13 protein-coding genes are annotated in these 13,939 nt (G+C 66.4%); 6 read left to right on the top strand and 7 right to left on the bottom strand.

All coding sequences use genetic code 11. The features are described from left to right. Positions 1 to 75: 75 nt before the first annotated feature. From G6N16_RS02940 to G6N16_RS02950, 3 genes are all read right to left on the bottom strand, one after another. A complete protein-coding gene (locus G6N16_RS02940) occupies positions 76 to 363 on the bottom strand; it encodes a hypothetical protein (protein ID WP_083030133.1) in 288 nt (95 codons plus the stop codon). Between the two features lies 1 nt (position 364). After that, positions 365 to 1,876 carry a radical SAM/SPASM domain-containing protein gene (locus G6N16_RS02945; RefSeq protein WP_163787750.1) on the bottom strand — a complete coding sequence of 504 codons (1,512 nt, stop codon included), beginning with the start codon at positions 1,874 to 1,876 and terminating at the stop codon, positions 365 to 367. A 419-nt stretch (positions 1,877 to 2,295) separates the two neighbouring features. Next, the gene (locus G6N16_RS02950; protein ID WP_234805782.1) at positions 2,296 to 3,276 is read right to left on the bottom strand and encodes an NAD-dependent epimerase/dehydratase family protein; all 981 of its coding nucleotides are present in this window, start codon (positions 3,274 to 3,276) and stop codon (positions 2,296 to 2,298) included. A gap of 180 nt (positions 3,277 to 3,456) precedes the next feature. Between G6N16_RS02950 and arr the strand changes: the two genes are divergently transcribed. The 3 genes from arr to G6N16_RS02965 all read left to right on the top strand — a co-directional run bounded on the left by arr (position 3,457) and on the right by G6N16_RS02965 (position 5,463). Further along, positions 3,457 to 3,879: an NAD(+)--rifampin ADP-ribosyltransferase gene (arr, locus tag G6N16_RS02955; protein ID WP_083030130.1), complete on the top strand. Its 423-nt coding sequence runs from the start codon at positions 3,457 to 3,459 to the stop codon at positions 3,877 to 3,879. Positions 3,880 to 3,980: 101 nt separating this feature from the next. Beyond that, complete coding sequence (locus tag G6N16_RS02960; RefSeq protein WP_083030129.1) at positions 3,981 to 4,700, top strand: hypothetical protein; 720 nt, start codon at positions 3,981 to 3,983, stop codon at positions 4,698 to 4,700. Between the two features lie 100 nt (positions 4,701 to 4,800). Then, complete coding sequence (locus G6N16_RS02965; protein WP_234805781.1) at positions 4,801 to 5,463, top strand: PadR family transcriptional regulator; 663 nt, start codon at positions 4,801 to 4,803, stop codon at positions 5,461 to 5,463. 5 nt (positions 5,464 to 5,468) lie between these two features. Here G6N16_RS02965 and G6N16_RS02970 read toward each other — a convergent pair whose 3' ends face one another. Continuing rightward, positions 5,469 to 7,175 (bottom strand): 3-ketosteroid-delta-1-dehydrogenase, encoded by a 1,707-nt coding sequence (locus G6N16_RS02970; protein WP_083030128.1) that lies wholly within the window; start codon positions 7,173 to 7,175, stop codon positions 5,469 to 5,471. Between the two features lie 128 nt (positions 7,176 to 7,303). Here G6N16_RS02970 and G6N16_RS02975 point away from each other — a divergent pair, with 128 nt between their 5' ends. Next, on the top strand, positions 7,304 to 8,449 hold the full coding sequence (locus G6N16_RS02975) for a 3-ketosteroid-9-alpha-monooxygenase, oxygenase component (RefSeq protein WP_083030127.1): 1,146 nt from the start codon (positions 7,304 to 7,306) through the stop codon (positions 8,447 to 8,449). 2 nt (positions 8,450 to 8,451) lie between these two features. Next, entirely contained in the window at positions 8,452 to 8,730 is a 279-nt protein-coding gene (locus G6N16_RS02980) for a ferredoxin (RefSeq protein WP_083030200.1), read from the top strand. 17 nt (positions 8,731 to 8,747) lie between these two features. Here G6N16_RS02980 and G6N16_RS02985 read toward each other — a convergent pair whose 3' ends face one another. The 3 genes from G6N16_RS02985 to G6N16_RS02995 all read right to left on the bottom strand — a co-directional run bounded on the left by G6N16_RS02985 (position 8,748) and on the right by G6N16_RS02995 (position 11,858). Continuing rightward, on the bottom strand, positions 8,748 to 9,749 hold the full coding sequence (locus G6N16_RS02985; RefSeq protein ID WP_083030126.1) for a LipP1 family hormone-sensitive lipase: 1,002 nt from the start codon (positions 9,747 to 9,749) through the stop codon (positions 8,748 to 8,750). Next, positions 9,746 to 10,570: an IclR family transcriptional regulator gene (locus G6N16_RS02990; protein ID WP_083030125.1), complete on the bottom strand. Its 825-nt coding sequence runs from the start codon at positions 10,568 to 10,570 to the stop codon at positions 9,746 to 9,748. Before G6N16_RS02990 ends, G6N16_RS02985 begins: the two co-directional genes overlap by 4 nt. Positions 10,571 to 10,676: 106 nt before the next feature. Continuing rightward, positions 10,677 to 11,858 (bottom strand): acyl-CoA dehydrogenase family protein, encoded by a 1,182-nt coding sequence (locus G6N16_RS02995; RefSeq protein ID WP_083030124.1) that lies wholly within the window; start codon positions 11,856 to 11,858, stop codon positions 10,677 to 10,679. Between the two features lie 125 nt (positions 11,859 to 11,983). On the opposite strand from G6N16_RS02995, the gene G6N16_RS03000 reads away from it, so the two are divergent. Beyond that, entirely contained in the window at positions 11,984 to 13,600 is a 1,617-nt protein-coding gene (locus tag G6N16_RS03000) for a flavin-containing monooxygenase (protein WP_083030123.1), read from the top strand. Positions 13,601 to 13,939 lie beyond the last annotated feature (339 nt).

The raw sequence follows: 13,939 nt of genomic DNA on the forward strand, positions 1-13,939 counted from the left end.
AGTCCAAGGATGGAAACGTCCGCTGCCAATCGGCCGGACGAGCTGACCAAAGGATGGGCACGACGCACTGCGCCGTCAGTCGGGTTGCGCGCTCGGCGCGGGGTCGCTCGCCAATTCCTGTTCAGCCTCTTCGAGCTGATGCTGGAGGTCGCGAATCTGCTGACGTGTCAGTTCAATTCGATCGGCCAGGCTCATCTTCGTCTGATCCAACGGGGTGGTCCGGTTCGTACAGGAGAACTGTCCCATGCAGAGGCAGTCATCGGGTGCTTCCAGGGCCATGATCTGTTGGTAGACGGTATTCCTCTGCAACATGCGGAACAGGTCATTGAATTCGTTGAGCGCGACGGGTTCTGGCTCTGTCATGTCATTCCCTTGTCATCGTGGCGGTACGGCCGCCGGTTACTTCGACGATCGGTAAGCGGTGGACGTGTGGTGGGCGATTGATGGCCGAGCCCAGCGCGGCAGCCTCGATTGCGGTGTAGCGATCCGCCAAGCTGCCGGGGAAATAGGACTGAAAGTCTTCGCATGCCGCCGCAAAGATGGTGTCATGGTTCGCGCGCGCATGATTGGCGCAACCCGATGTGTGGATCAATGCGTATGGGCAGCGGGAGCATTGTTCGACGGCACCGGGAAACCGGGACAGCCAGGCGGGCGCGTTGTCGTCGTCGAGCCGCAGCACACCGTTGTGATAATCGCCGACCCGGCGGTCTTTGATGCCGATTTCCTCCCAGCAGGCGTACACGTCGCCGTGCGGATCGAACATCAACATCCCGGTTTCGGCAGAGCAGTGTGCGACCCGCTGGAACGGATACTCCTCGGAGAGCGCCCGTCCGAGCACACCGTCCGCGTAGCCTTCGTAACTGCGCACGCATCCTCCGCCGGATTGGTCCGTAATCGAAAGCAGCTGTGCGTGAGAGACCAGGGACTCGTGTGTGCTCTCTCCGGTGACCACGGCGGCGTGCGCGGAGAACGACGAATGACCACTCCATCCGCGCAACGCGAAGAAGTCGTCGAGCAACTCGACCTGGTCGACGTTGCTCGAATCCACATTGATGCGGGCGCTGACGCGCGAGCCGGCTGACAGAGCCAAATCGATGTTGTCCGCGATCCGGTCGAACGATCGGCGAATCCCTGGCCCGATCCGCCGTCGATCATGTACGTCGGGCATGCCGTCGAGCGTTATCTGGAGGTCGGTGATGCCGTCACGGCCCATCAGATCGGTGAATGCGTCGAGTTCCACGCCGTTGGTGATCGCCCACAGGGCGGCACCTCGACGACGGGCCTGCTCGACGATGTATGCCACAACCGGCCGCGTCGCCCGGGTGAGCGGTTCGCCACCGAACAGGCCGACTCGACGCAGCGGACTGCGTTGATGACCCGGTGCCGGGTCATCAACGGCCAGCATCGACAGTTCCCGGGCCAGCGAGCCCGGCTCAGTGAACGCGTCGATCACACGAAAGGCGTCGTCGACTCGGGCTTCGTCCATCATCGACGCATAGATGCCGCGGCCGGCATGCATGTCGTGAGACTGAAAACAGTAGGGACAGCGAAGATTACAGGTGTAGGCGGGCACGAAGACAAAACTCGGTTGGCTGGACGCGAGATCCGATTGATGAATAGCGGTCGCAACGTTCACCATGAGTTCGCGCTCTTGTTCTGCCGACAGGTCGGTTGTGTATCCACGCGCTTCGAGGTGTTTGCCCGTTGCGTCCAGCGGTGACCACGGTGGACGGGTCACCTCTGCGCCGCGGTGTTCGAGCAGGTAGGACCCCGTGGCCGCGGACACTTTGTCGAGGCTGCCGTTGAGGCCATGCATGAGAATGTAGAAGCGCTCGTCGGGGAGTTGAGCGCCGATGATATAGCTGCTAACTCTCATGCGACCCCCTGGCCACTGCAGTCGTCCCCGCAAAATCCGAAGTCCGACCCAAGCACTATAGCTATTCGCTAGGCGACAGGGGATCGAATGAGGCCCCCGCATTCTTCGACCAGCTCGGTCCGGCCCAGGCCGTCGATCGGTCCGACGACGCCGGCCCTGACCCGGGATGCCTGCTGAACCCACAGGAGGCGCATAAGGCGCTCGGAGTGCTATCGGTCAGGTTGATGACCACCGATTGCTCTACTCAGAGCGCATACTATGGGTATGCCGACAACATCGCCGCCGTCGTCATTTCGGAGGCGGAGATCAGCCGTCGGGCGCTGCCCATTCTCGTGTTTGTCACCCGCAACGTCGGAGACGTCCAACGCGCGGACATGCGTCTGCTCAACCCTGGAAGCCCGCTCCCTGACGTACGGCGGCTACGGCGACAGAATCTGCGTGATGCCGTCGCGATAGGTGGTGGCCCTGAACTCCGGGAATCGGGAGGCGAACTTGGACGAATCGAAGATGTTGTCCACGCCGTACCGCGGCATGAGCTCTGAGACTTCCTTCGCCTTCTTGTTGACGAGGCTCGCCAGCGTGATGACCGCGAGCGGGATTGTGCTGTAAGGGATCTGTCGGCCGGTAACCTCGGCGGCGATCGCGATGATCTCGCGGTAGGTGAGGCGGTTCTGATCGATCGGCAGGTGCCAGGTCTGGCCGTAGGCGTCCGGGGTGTTGCCGATCAGGCCCATGGCGCGGCTGGCGTCGGGAGTCCAGATCAGACTCCGCTTGGTATCGGCGCTGACGGGAACCAGAGGCCGCTTGCCGTCCTTGATTCGGTCGAAGACGACAGAATTGGTCAGGCTCTGCGTCTTGCCCGGGCCGTAGAACTCGGGGGCACGAGCGATCACCGCTTGGATGCGGCCCGCGTCCATCTCGGCCTGCAGCAGCGTCGCGATCTGCGCGCGAACGGCAGACTTGCGACCGCGCGGTTCGAAGGGGGTCTTCCCCTCGACCTGCGGGGTGGCGGTACGGGGATACATGTAGGTGTTGTCGAAGAACACCAGTTTGGCCCCGTGATTGCGGACCGCGGCGATGACGCTCTCCATCATTGGCGGGAACTGCGCCTCCCACAGCGCCGAGTCCATCGGCAGCCCGGCCGTCAGGTAGACGATGTCGCTGCCCGCGACGGCGCGGTCGGTCGCCTCCGGATCGGTCAGATCGGCCTTGACGAGTTCGTCGGTGTCGTGGTGCTTGCTGGGGTTGCGCCCGACCAGCCGGATGTCACGGGTCACGTTGTCGTGCAGGTAGCGCGCCAAACCCTCGCCGATCTGCCCGTTGGCACCCAGTACGGTCTGCATCGATTCCCCTATCGCCACTCGTTCAATGGTTGAAGTACATAGCATCCCGCTACGCACCCGTTTCCGTGGCGAGCCAGACTGCTCGTGGCCACGGCTTCCTCGCGGTGACCGCAATCGGAATACCTCAGCACGCACGCAGCGTCTCCATTCCAGGATAACCCGAGCTCGGGGGCTTGCGGCAAGGCCCGGCTGGTGCTGCACACTGGCCCGTCCCACCAGTACGGCAGGAGGATTCGGGTGTCCGAAGCGCTGGATGAAGGGCCGTTCTTCCACGGCACGATCGCAAACCTGGGGGTCGGCGAGTTCCTCACCGCGGGCCGCCCGTCGAACTATCGCCCGGCGATCGTGATGAACCACATCTACTTCACTGCTCGCGTCGACGGAGCCGGCCTTGCCGCGGAGATCGCCGCGGAACTCGCACCCGGTGACACCGTCCCGAGGGTCTATCAGGTGGAGCCCACCGGGGCCTTCGAGAACGATCCGAACGTGACCGACAAGAAGTTCCCCGGCAACCCCACGCGTTCTTACCGCAGTGACGCCCCGTTGCGGATCGTCGGTGAGATCACCGAGTGGACGAGACTGAGGCCCGAGGAACTGCAGTCCTGGCGGGAACGTCTCTCGGAGCTGCTGGCCGGCGAGCGCGGGGTGATCATCAACTGAGCTCGACGGGAGGTGCCCGGCGTCTGGACCGGAAACGCGACCGCGTGACGCACCTGCGCGATGTCGGTGATGGAGACGGCGCCGCGCCATACACTCGCCGTGTGAACATCGTCGGGTTTGTTGCCGGCATCGCGCTCGGCCCGGTTCGGGCCGGCGTCGCGGTGGCAGATGCCGGGCTCAACGCTGCGGTCGTGGCGCTTGGTGTGGTCAAGCAATCCGTCGGTGTGGACGGCACGACGGCAGGCGGATCGATCACCGAGCTGGTCCCTCTACGAGGGGCGTTGGTCGGTGCGAACCGCGTCGCCGAATTCACCGAGAGGGATCGTGCGCTCGGGCGTGCCCTGGCCCCGGGCGGCCCGGCCGACCAGCTGATGCGCCCGGGTGGGGTCGTCGACCTGCTGACCTCGCCGGGCGGCCTGCTCGATCGGTTGGGCGACGGAGGCACGTCATCGCTGGAGCGGATTTTGACACCCGGTGGGCTCGCGGATCGGCTGATCGCCGAAGAAGGCCCGTTGGAGCGGTTGCTTGCCGAGGACGGAATTGTCGAGCGGATATTCGCCGAGGAAGGCGTCATCGACAAGCTACTGGCCAAGAACGGGCCACTGGACCAGCTCACCGATGCCGCAGAGATTCTCAGCAAACTGCAGCCCGCGTTCGAGACCTTGATGCCCACCGCGGAGACCCTGGAGTCCGCTGTCGACAGCCTCAACAGGATGGTGGCGACGCTCGGTGGCTTCGCCGAGCGCATTCCTCGGCGCCGGTCGTCGCGGTCGGCCGTGCGCGCAAAACGCAGCGCGGACTTGCCCGCCATTGAGGAGTGATCCGGGCCCGCTACCGATAGCCGCGACGGGCGAGGATGAAATGTCCCGCCCAGTGGTCGATGGCAAGGCCGGCGCGGATCATGATTGCTAGCCTTGCCGCGTGGAGGAGCCCGGTGAGTCGGCACTGCCGTCGCTGTCGGCGACGGGGTGGGCGCTGCTGGGCATGCTGTCCTACGAGAAAGAGCTCTCGGGCTACGACATCCGCAAGTGGATCCACTGGAGCATGCGGTTCTTCTACGGCAGTCCGGCGTTCAGTCAGATCTACGCGGAGCTGAAGAAGCTGGAGGCGCTGGGGTTGCTGACCTCTCGCGTCGACGGCGGCGGCGCACGGAATCGCCGGCTGTACAAGATCACCGAGAGCGGCCTGACCGCCGTCGCGCGCTGGGCGCGGGAGACGCCGGTCGAGCCGCCGTCCCTCAAGCATCCGGCCATCCTGCGGATCACCCTGGGGCACCTCAGCGACCCCGCCGCGCTCAAGGCCATGCTGCGGGAGCACCTCGCTTATGTCGACGAGATGCAGCGCGACGCCGAGAAGGAAGTGCGCTCGGCCGACGCGGACCCGGCCTGGGCGTACGCCAAGATCGCCCTGAACTGGTCGGAGCGGTACTACCGGGCCGAGCGGCAGCTGACGCTGCAGCTGATCGAGGACCTCGAGGACGCCGAGGCCAGGTTCCCGGCGGTGGGCGACGGCGGGAAGGTTCCGTGGCCGGATCCGGCCTACTGGTATGAGATCGAGCGCAAGGCCGACGCCGAAGAAGACTGACGCGGCTACGTCTTCCCGGCCGCATCGCGGGCCGCGATGTATCCGTAAACCAGTCCCTGGGCGACCGTCGCTCCCGCGCCGGGGTACTTGTCGCCGAACGCATTTGCCGCGGTGTTGCCGATCGCATACAGCCCGGCGATGGCGCTGCCGTCGGAGCGCAGCACCCGAGCCCGGTCGTCGGCGCGCAGACCGCCGCAGGTGCCGAGGTCGCTGAGCACCATCTTGACCGCATAGAACGGGCCCCTGACCAGTGGGCGCAGATTCGGGTTGGGGGTGACGGTCGGATCGCCGTAGTACCGGTCGTAGGCGCTGCGTCCCCGTCCGAAGTCGGGGTCTTCGCCGGCGAAAGCGCTTTCGTTGAATCGGGTTGCGGTGATGGAGAATTCGTCATTCGGAACACGCATCCTGTCGGCCAACTCGGTGAAGCTTTCTGCGCGAACGGCGATCCCGGCGGCGTACCAGTCCTTGGGGATCGGCATTCGCGGAAACAGCTCGGCGGCAAAGACATAACTGTTCCGGTACTGCTGGTCGAAGACGATCCACATGGTCTGTACCGGGGTTCCGGCTGCTTCCAGCGCCAGGAGGCGCTGTCCGAAGCTCATGTAGTCGGTGGACTCGTTGGCAAACCGGCGGCCGTGCTGGTCGACGATGAAGGAACCCGGCAGGGATCGTTCGGCCAGCATGACGGCCGGTGCGCTTCCGGGCATCGGCGCCACGGCGGGGAACCACCAGGACTGGTCCATCAACGCGGTATCGGCTCCGGCGGCCTGCCCGGCGCGAATGGCGTCACCGGTGTTGGAAGTGGCACCGAGGCTGAAGTTGGCTGCTAGCGAGGGGGATTGGAACTGCCACCGCATGTCCATGTTGTGGTCGAAGCCGCCGGCGGCGAGCACCACACCGCGGCGGGCAGTGACGGTGAGTCGGGTCCCGTCGTGCTCCACTACCGCACCGGTGACACCACGGTCATCGCTGATCAGCTCGATCAGCGAGGTGTTCAGCCAGATCGGGATTCCGGCGCGCAGCGCTCCGGCGAACAGCCCCGCTGCCAGCGCTTGACCGCCGGCGGCGTAGCGACGCCCCAGCGCCAGGCCACCGACGCCCTGAGCGAGTCTCTTGATGAACGTGGGTAAGCCCTTACGCGGCACCCGGCTGACCAGGTTCATCCACCGGTAGTCCGCACCCGTCGTCGGCATCGGCAGTGCGGCTTCCATCAGGCCCGGTCGCAGATCCTTCCGGTACGGACCCAACACGGAGGTGTCCAGCGGCCGACACTCACAGGTTCGCCCGGCCGCCGATCCGCCGGGCCGCTCCGGGTGGTAGTCGGCGTAGTCCCGGGCCCAGAACAGTTTCATCGGCGTCGTCCGGCGCAGCATCTCCACGGTCGCGGCCACGTGGTCCAGATATGCCGTCGACCGCGAGGCCGGAGCAGATTCGCCGACGACGTCCTCGAGGTAGCTGCGGGCCCGATCGGCCGGATCGAGTCCGCCGCACTCGGCGATCACCGGGCTGGCGGGCAACCACAGTGCGCCGCCGGAGCGGGCCGTCGACCCGCCCACGTACTCCGACTTCTCCACCACCAGCACCGAAAGACCGAGTTCGCGGGCCGTCAGCGCGGCCGCGAGGCCGGTGCCCGATCCGACGACCACCAGGTCGACTTCGGTGTCGACGATCGCCTGGCCCGACGGGATGGTGCGGTGGCTGGTAGCGGTCACGCCGCTGACGATAAGGCCGAGGTCGACACCGCAAGACGAAATGTCCTATTGAGCGGACATTCGGCTCCCCGCGCGCTGACCGGCGACGTTCAATGGGAAGGACGGCCCCGAAATTCGAAGGATGAGCTATGACGACGCAACCGGAAGCCGGCGAGGTGCGGGCGATCGAGCGAGGCTCGGTTCCGACGAGGTTCGCCCGGGGCTGGCACTGCCTCGGCCTGACCCGCGACTTCGCCGACGGGAACCCACACCAGATCAATGCCTTCGGCCAGAAGCTCGTGGTGTTCCGCGGCGAGGACGGCACGATCAACGTGCTCGACGGGTACTGCCGGCACATGGGCGGCGACCTGTCGCAGGGCACGGTGAAGGGCAACGAGATCGCCTGCCCGTTCCACGATTGGCGATGGGGTGGTGACGGACGCTGCAAGCTGGTGCCCTACGCCAAGCGCACCCCACGGCTCGCCCGGACCAACGCCTGGACGACGCTGCAGCAGGACGGCATGTTGTTCGTGTGGAACGACCCGGAGCGCAATCCGCCGCCCGACGACGTCGCCATCCCTCGTATCGAGGCGGCCGGCAGCGACGGCTGGACCGACTGGCACTGGTACACCACGGTGGTCCACACCAACTGCCGCGAGCTCATCGACAACGTGGTCGACATGGCGCACTTCTATTACATTCACGGGTCGCTGCCCAACCACTTCAAGAACATCTTCGAAGGCCATGTCGCGACCCAGTACATGAACGCCGGCCACCGGCCGGATGTCGAAGACGCCGAGGGCGCCAAGCTGTTGGGTACCACCTCCGTGGCCTCCTATTACGGGCCGTCGTTCATGATCGACGACCTGACCTACGCCTACGCGGAGTTCGACCAACGCACCATCCTGATCAACTGCCACTATCCGATCGACGCGAATTCTTTTGTGCTGCAATACGGCATTATGGTCGAGAAGAATGCGGCACTGCCCGAGGAGCTGGCCATGCAGATCGCGGTGGCGTTGGGCGACTGGGTGAAGATGGGGTTCGAGCAGGATGTCGAGATCTGGCGTAACAAGACCCGGATCGACAATCCGCTTCTGGTGGAGGAGGACGGCCCGGTCTACCAGCTCCGCCGCTGGTATGAGCAGTTCTACGTCGACGTCGCCGAGGTGACGGCGGACATGGTCGACCGGTTCGAGTTCGAACTCGACACCACCCGGCCGATGGAGGTCTGGAGCAAGGAAATCGACGCGAACATGGCGGCGCGAGCGGGCGTGGCCGCGCCGCAGGGGTGACGGTGACGGTGCGCCGCGACAATCGACTCGACGACGCCCCGATGACGCCGGTAATGTGCCGACGCTGCGGGGCCGGGGTCCAGGTGCGCAAGAGCAGCTGGCAGCAGACTAGTGTGCAATGGACCGACATGGCGATGCGCCGATGCGAAGAACGCTGTGAGGCAGCATCATTGACCACGGGGGCCAGGCCGATGCTGTTCCTGGCCTGCTCGGCCCTGAATGATTCCATCGCCAATGCCGTGCGGACCGGGACACTCGCGCTCGTCGACGAATCCCGGTAGCCGCGCCGGCCGAGCGCTCAATCCGGCAACCGGGGCGGCTCCTGTCGGGTCAGCACCCGGGCGCGGTCGGCCATCGCCGACCCGACCTGCGCGGGCTGCCGATGCAGCGACTCGCGCAGCGCAGTGGCCACGTCGCGGTGCGCGCGCTGTGCGAGGTCGAGTGCCGGCATGGTCAGGAAGCCGTGAATCGCGCCGTCGTAGTGCAGCCGCACGGTCGGCACCCCGGCGCGCGACAGCGCGTCGAGATAGGCCAGGCCCTCGTCGCGCAGCGGGTCGTGGCCGGCGATCACCACGACGGCCGGTGGCAGCCCGGTCAGATCCGCGTGCAGCGGTGCGGCATAGGGATGTTCGCGATCGCCGATGTTCGGCACGTACTGATCCCAGTACCACTGCATGGCCGTGCGCGAGTTGTAGAACCCCTGCCCGAAGAGCCGGTAGGAGTCGGTGGTGAAATCGGCGTCGAGGACCGGATACAGCAGCAGTTGCGCGGCGATCGGCGGCCCACCCCGATCGCGGGCCATCAGCGCCGTGACGGCGGCCAGGTTGGCACCGGCGCTGTCGCCGCCCACCACCACCCGCGACGGGTCGGCGCCGAGTTCGGCGGCGGCCGCCGCGGCCCAGCAGGTGGTGGCGTAGACGTCCTCGGCGGCGGTCGGCCAGCGGTGTTCCGGTGCACGGCGGTAGCCCACCGAAACCACCACGCACGACGCAAGGTTCGCCAGGCGACGGCACAGCCCGTCGTGGCTGTCGAGGTCGCAGAAGACGAACCCGCCGCCGTGCGCGTACACCAGCAGGGGCAGCGGACCGGGCGCGGAAGGCCGGTACACCCGCACGTCGATGTGCCCGTCGGACATGGGAATCCGATGGTCGGCGACGGAGGAGACGGCTTCCGGGTCCGGATTGAGGGCTAGGCGGCCACGGATCGCGGCGCGGGCCGCGGCGCCGGTCATGGTGTGCACCGGCGGGAACCCGGCATCGAGATCGCCGAGCAGCGCGGCGATCTGGGGATCGAGGGTCATGCGAGCTGCAGGGCCGCCGTCGGCCGGGGTGCCGGAACGCCGCGCAGCGGCCGCAGCGACTGCAGGGTGGGCGGGACACCGTCTTGCGCTGTGCGCCAGATGCCCATGGCCGTCATCCGCACGGGTGCGCTCAGCCGCTGGTCGAAGGACAGGCGATGGACCGGGCCGCACACCGAGACCGCGGCGACGGCGTGACCGGCCGGGCCGATCGGTGCGGCCACACAACCGAATCCGAGCACCGCCTCCTCGCGCTCGAAGGCCACCCCGTGTGCGCGGACCCGGGCCAGTTGCGCGGACAGTTGCGCCGCCGATCCGATCGAGAACCGGGTCCTGCGGGTCACCAAACCCGCGGCTGCGCCCGGATCGTCGGCCAGCAGAGCCTTGCCCACCGCCGTGCAGTGCGCCGGGTGCCGCTCGCCGACTCGGGTGGGGACCGCCGCCGCCAACTCGTCGCCGATCTTGTCCACGATGACCACGTCTGCGCCGTCGAGCACGGCGAGATGAACGACGAGGCCGGTCGCGCCGTGCAGGTCGCGCAGCAGCGGAGTCGCGGCGCGGTGCAGCCGATCCTGATGCAGCGCCAGCGAGCCCAGCTCGACCAGCCGCATTCCCAGCTGGTAGTCGCGTCCGTCCCGGCGCATCCAGCGCAGCTGGACGAGTCGTTCGAGCATGCGGTGCGCCGACGAGCGGGGCAGGCCGGTGCGGCGAACGATCTGGGCCAGGGTGAGCCGCCCGGGGCCGTCGAAGGCCTCCAGCAGCAACGCGACGCGGTCGATGATCGCGCTGGGTGTCTCGCCGACTGTCGTGGCAACCGGTGGCATTGGGCTCCTCCGCCTGATACGCGATATATGACTAATAGTCATATTGGTACTCAAACCATAGCGGCTGTGGGCGGCATCACACAAGAGCCGTGGCGGTGACCCCCGGTCAGATCATCGCCCGCAGCGGACCCTCGGGATCCACGCCCAGCGAGCTCAGTGCCGAGGCGTGGTAGACGGTGCTGGGAACGTGGATCGCGTGCAGATGCCCGACGTGCACATCGCGCCAGTACCGCTGCAGTGGCTTGTCCATCCGGGCCGCGTTTCCGCCGCAGCGCGCAAAGATCTCGTCGACCGCGGAGACCGCGCGCCAGACCGAGCGGATCTGGGTGCGACGCCCCGCCGCGCGATCCTCGAACGACACCTCCCGCCCGGAGTCCACGATGTCGAAGATCCGGTCGGCGTTGGCCAGCAGTTCTTGGCGGGCGGCGTTGATGTCGGCGGCCGCCTCGGCGATCGCGAACATGACGTACGGGTCGTCCTTGATGGCCACCCCGCTGGAGTTCACCCGCTCCCGCTGGTAGTCGAGGGCGGCACCGAGTGCACCCTCGGCGATGCCGATGGTCGCTGCGCTGATCCCCAGGGGGAACATCGTGGACCACGGCATCAGGTACAGCGTCTCGGTCATCCCGGCCTCACGCTGGGCGGTGCCATCCATCACCTTCGTCGCGTCCATCGTCCGGTACGACGGGACGAACGCGTCCGTGACGATGACGTCCTTGGAACCGGTGCCGCGCAGCCCCACGACGTTCCACGAGTCCTCGACGATCTGGTAGTCGGCACGGGGCAGGATCATGTGCAACATTTGCGGCGGCATGACCGGCCGGCCCTCGTCGTCGCCGAGCAGCGCGCCCAGGAAGATCCACTCACAGTGGTCCGTGCCGGAACTGAACTGCCAGCGGCCGTTGAAGATATAGCCGCCGTCAACTGGGCGCGCCACACCCTGGGGCGCATACGGGGACGCCACCCAGGTGTCGACGTCTTCCGCCCAGATCTCCGCGGCGACAGCGGGATCTGCATAGGCGAGTTGATAGGGGTGCACCCCGACGACACCGTTGATCCACCCGGCGGCCGGATCCAGTGCGGCGGTGGCCATGACGGTCTCGGCGAACTCGCGCGGGTGGACCTCGAGGCCGCCGTGCTTCTTGGGCTGCAGCAGGCGGATGTTGCCCGCGGTCTTCATCAGCGCGACGGTCTCATCGGTGAGCTTGCCGATCTCCTCGGCCTCGGCGGCCTGATCGCGCAGCCGGTCGGCGATGTCACGTACGCGGTCGATTACCAGGTCGGTCATCCTGTGGTCCTATCGTCGATGCCTGTAGTGGATGGTCTACCGCGCGGCGCGGCGCGGCGGGGCGGATTCCCGGTCAGCGGGAAATCTCGGCCGGCGACGGTTGCGAGCGCCTACCGTGAGGCGCCGTGAGCAGTGCAGCGCGGACCCAGGTTGACGTCGTCGTGGTGGGCGCCGGTTTCGCCGGCGTGTATGCGCTGCACAAGTTGCGGTCCCAAGGGCTGGCGGTCCGGGTGTTCGAGAGCGCACCCAGCGTCGGCGGTACCTGGTACTACAACCGTTATCCCGGTGCCCGCTGCGATGTGGAGAGTGTCGACTACTGCTACTCGTTTTCCGACGAACTGCAACAGGAATGGACGTGGACCGAGAAGTACGCCACCCAGGGTGAGATCCTGCGCTACATCAATTGGGTTGTCGACAAGCTGGATCTGCGGACGGCGATCACGTTCGGCACCCGGGTCACCGGTGTGGTGCTCGACGAGGCGAACCTGCGCTGGACCGTGACGACCGACACCGGGGCGCGGGTGGAGGCACGGTTCGTCGTCATGGCCACCGGGCCGCTGTCGGCGGCGTTGACCCCGCAGTTTCCCGGGCTGGATAGCTTCGCCGGGGCGGTCTTTCACACCGCGTACTGGCCGGAGGAGCCCGTCGACTTCACCGGCAAGCGGGTGGCCGTCATCGGAACCGGGTCCTCGGGCATCCAGTGCATCCCGATCATCGCCGAACAGGCCGAGCAGCTCTACGTGTTCCAGCGAACCCCGAATTACAGTGTGCCGGCGGGGAATCGACCGCTATCCGCTGGGGAGATCAGCGAGATCAAGGCGAATTACCCAGAGCGGCGACGCAAATCGTGGCGCAGCGGCGGCGGGTCGCCACACGTCGCGCACCCGAAGCCGACCATGGAGGCCACACCTCAGGAGCGGCGCGCGGCATTCGAGGAGCGCTGGGAACTCGGGGGAGTGCTGTTCTCGAAGACCTTCGGTGACCAGATGATCTCGCTGGAGGCCAACGATCAGGCGCGGCTGTTCTACGAGGAGAAGATACTCGCCCTGATCGACGATCCCGATGTCGCCGAACTGCTGATCCCCCGCGGCTATCCGATCGGAACCAAGCGAATCTGTACCGACACCAACTACTTTGCGACGTTCAACAAGCCGAATGTGACGCTGATCAGTGTCCGGAACACACCCATCGAGTCCTTCGACAGCACCGGAATCAACACCACCGACGCCCACTACGACATCGACGCGTTGGTGCTGGCCACCGGATTCGACGCGTTGACGGGTGCGCTGGCCAAGATCGACATCGTCGGGCGTGGTGGCCGGACGCTCGCCGAGGACTGGGCGCAGGGCCCGCGCACCTATCTGGGACTGGCCACCGACGGCTTCCCCAACCTGTTCCTGATTTCCGGACCGGGTGCGCCGGCGGTGCTGGCGAATATGGTGCTGCACGCCGAGGCGCACGTGAACTGGATCTCCGAGGCCATCGCCTACCTCGACGACCGCGGCATCACCGCGCTGGAACCGACCGCCCGCGCCGTCGAAGACTGGCTCGCCGAATGCGCCGAGCGTGCCGAGGCCACCCTGTTCACCCGCGCGGACTCCTGGTACCTGGGCGCCAACGTGCCCGGCAAGCCGCGCACGTTCATGCTCTTCATCGGCGGCTTCGGGGTCTACCTGGATATCTGCGACGAGGTTGCCGCCGCCGGGTACCGGGGATTTGAGCTGGTGCGGGCGCCGAGCTGACCACCGGGCGGCGCGGCGGGTAGGCGCTCTTTCGCTGCCGAGGTTGCGCCGGCGAGGGCCGTGCTTTCTGAGGCGCGCCTGAGCTTTTGCGTTACAAAACGCAACGAAACGTAACGGATTTACTTGACACATGTCGGGTTGAATTGGGCTATGGACACGGTCCCTACCTGCGGAGATAGGTCGAATTATGGCGGCTCGGCGTGAGTAGCCGACCGAAGGCGGAAAAGATATATGAGATGTTCATCACTTTCACAGGAAACTGTGAGGTAGCTTCCTGAGAACTAACTAAGGGTCGGAGTGGGTCCGGCCATGACTTCGGGGAGTCGTCTATGTCCGGTC

Source organism: Mycolicibacterium insubricum, from assembly GCF_010731615.1.
GTDB classification, from domain to species: domain Bacteria; phylum Actinomycetota; class Actinomycetes; order Mycobacteriales; family Mycobacteriaceae; genus Mycobacterium; species Mycobacterium insubricum.

Excerpts from the sequence above, each read along its gene's own strand:
- G6N16_RS02940 (WP_083030133.1), bottom strand. The coding sequence starts at position 363 with ATGACAGAGCCAGAACCCGTCGCGCTCAACGAATTCAATGACCTGTTC.
- G6N16_RS02945 (WP_163787750.1), bottom strand. The coding sequence starts at position 1,876 with ATGAGAGTTAGCAGCTATATCATCGGCGCTCAACTCCCCGACGAGCGC.
- G6N16_RS02975 (WP_083030127.1), top strand. The coding sequence starts at position 7,304 with ATGACGACGCAACCGGAAGCCGGCGAGGTGCGGGCGATCGAGCGAGGC.
- G6N16_RS02985 (WP_083030126.1), bottom strand. The coding sequence starts at position 9,749 with ATGACCCTCGATCCCCAGATCGCCGCGCTGCTCGGCGATCTCGATGCC.
- G6N16_RS02990 (WP_083030125.1), bottom strand. The coding sequence starts at position 10,570 with ATGCCACCGGTTGCCACGACAGTCGGCGAGACACCCAGCGCGATCATC.
- G6N16_RS02995 (WP_083030124.1), bottom strand. The coding sequence starts at position 11,858 with ATGACCGACCTGGTAATCGACCGCGTACGTGACATCGCCGACCGGCTG.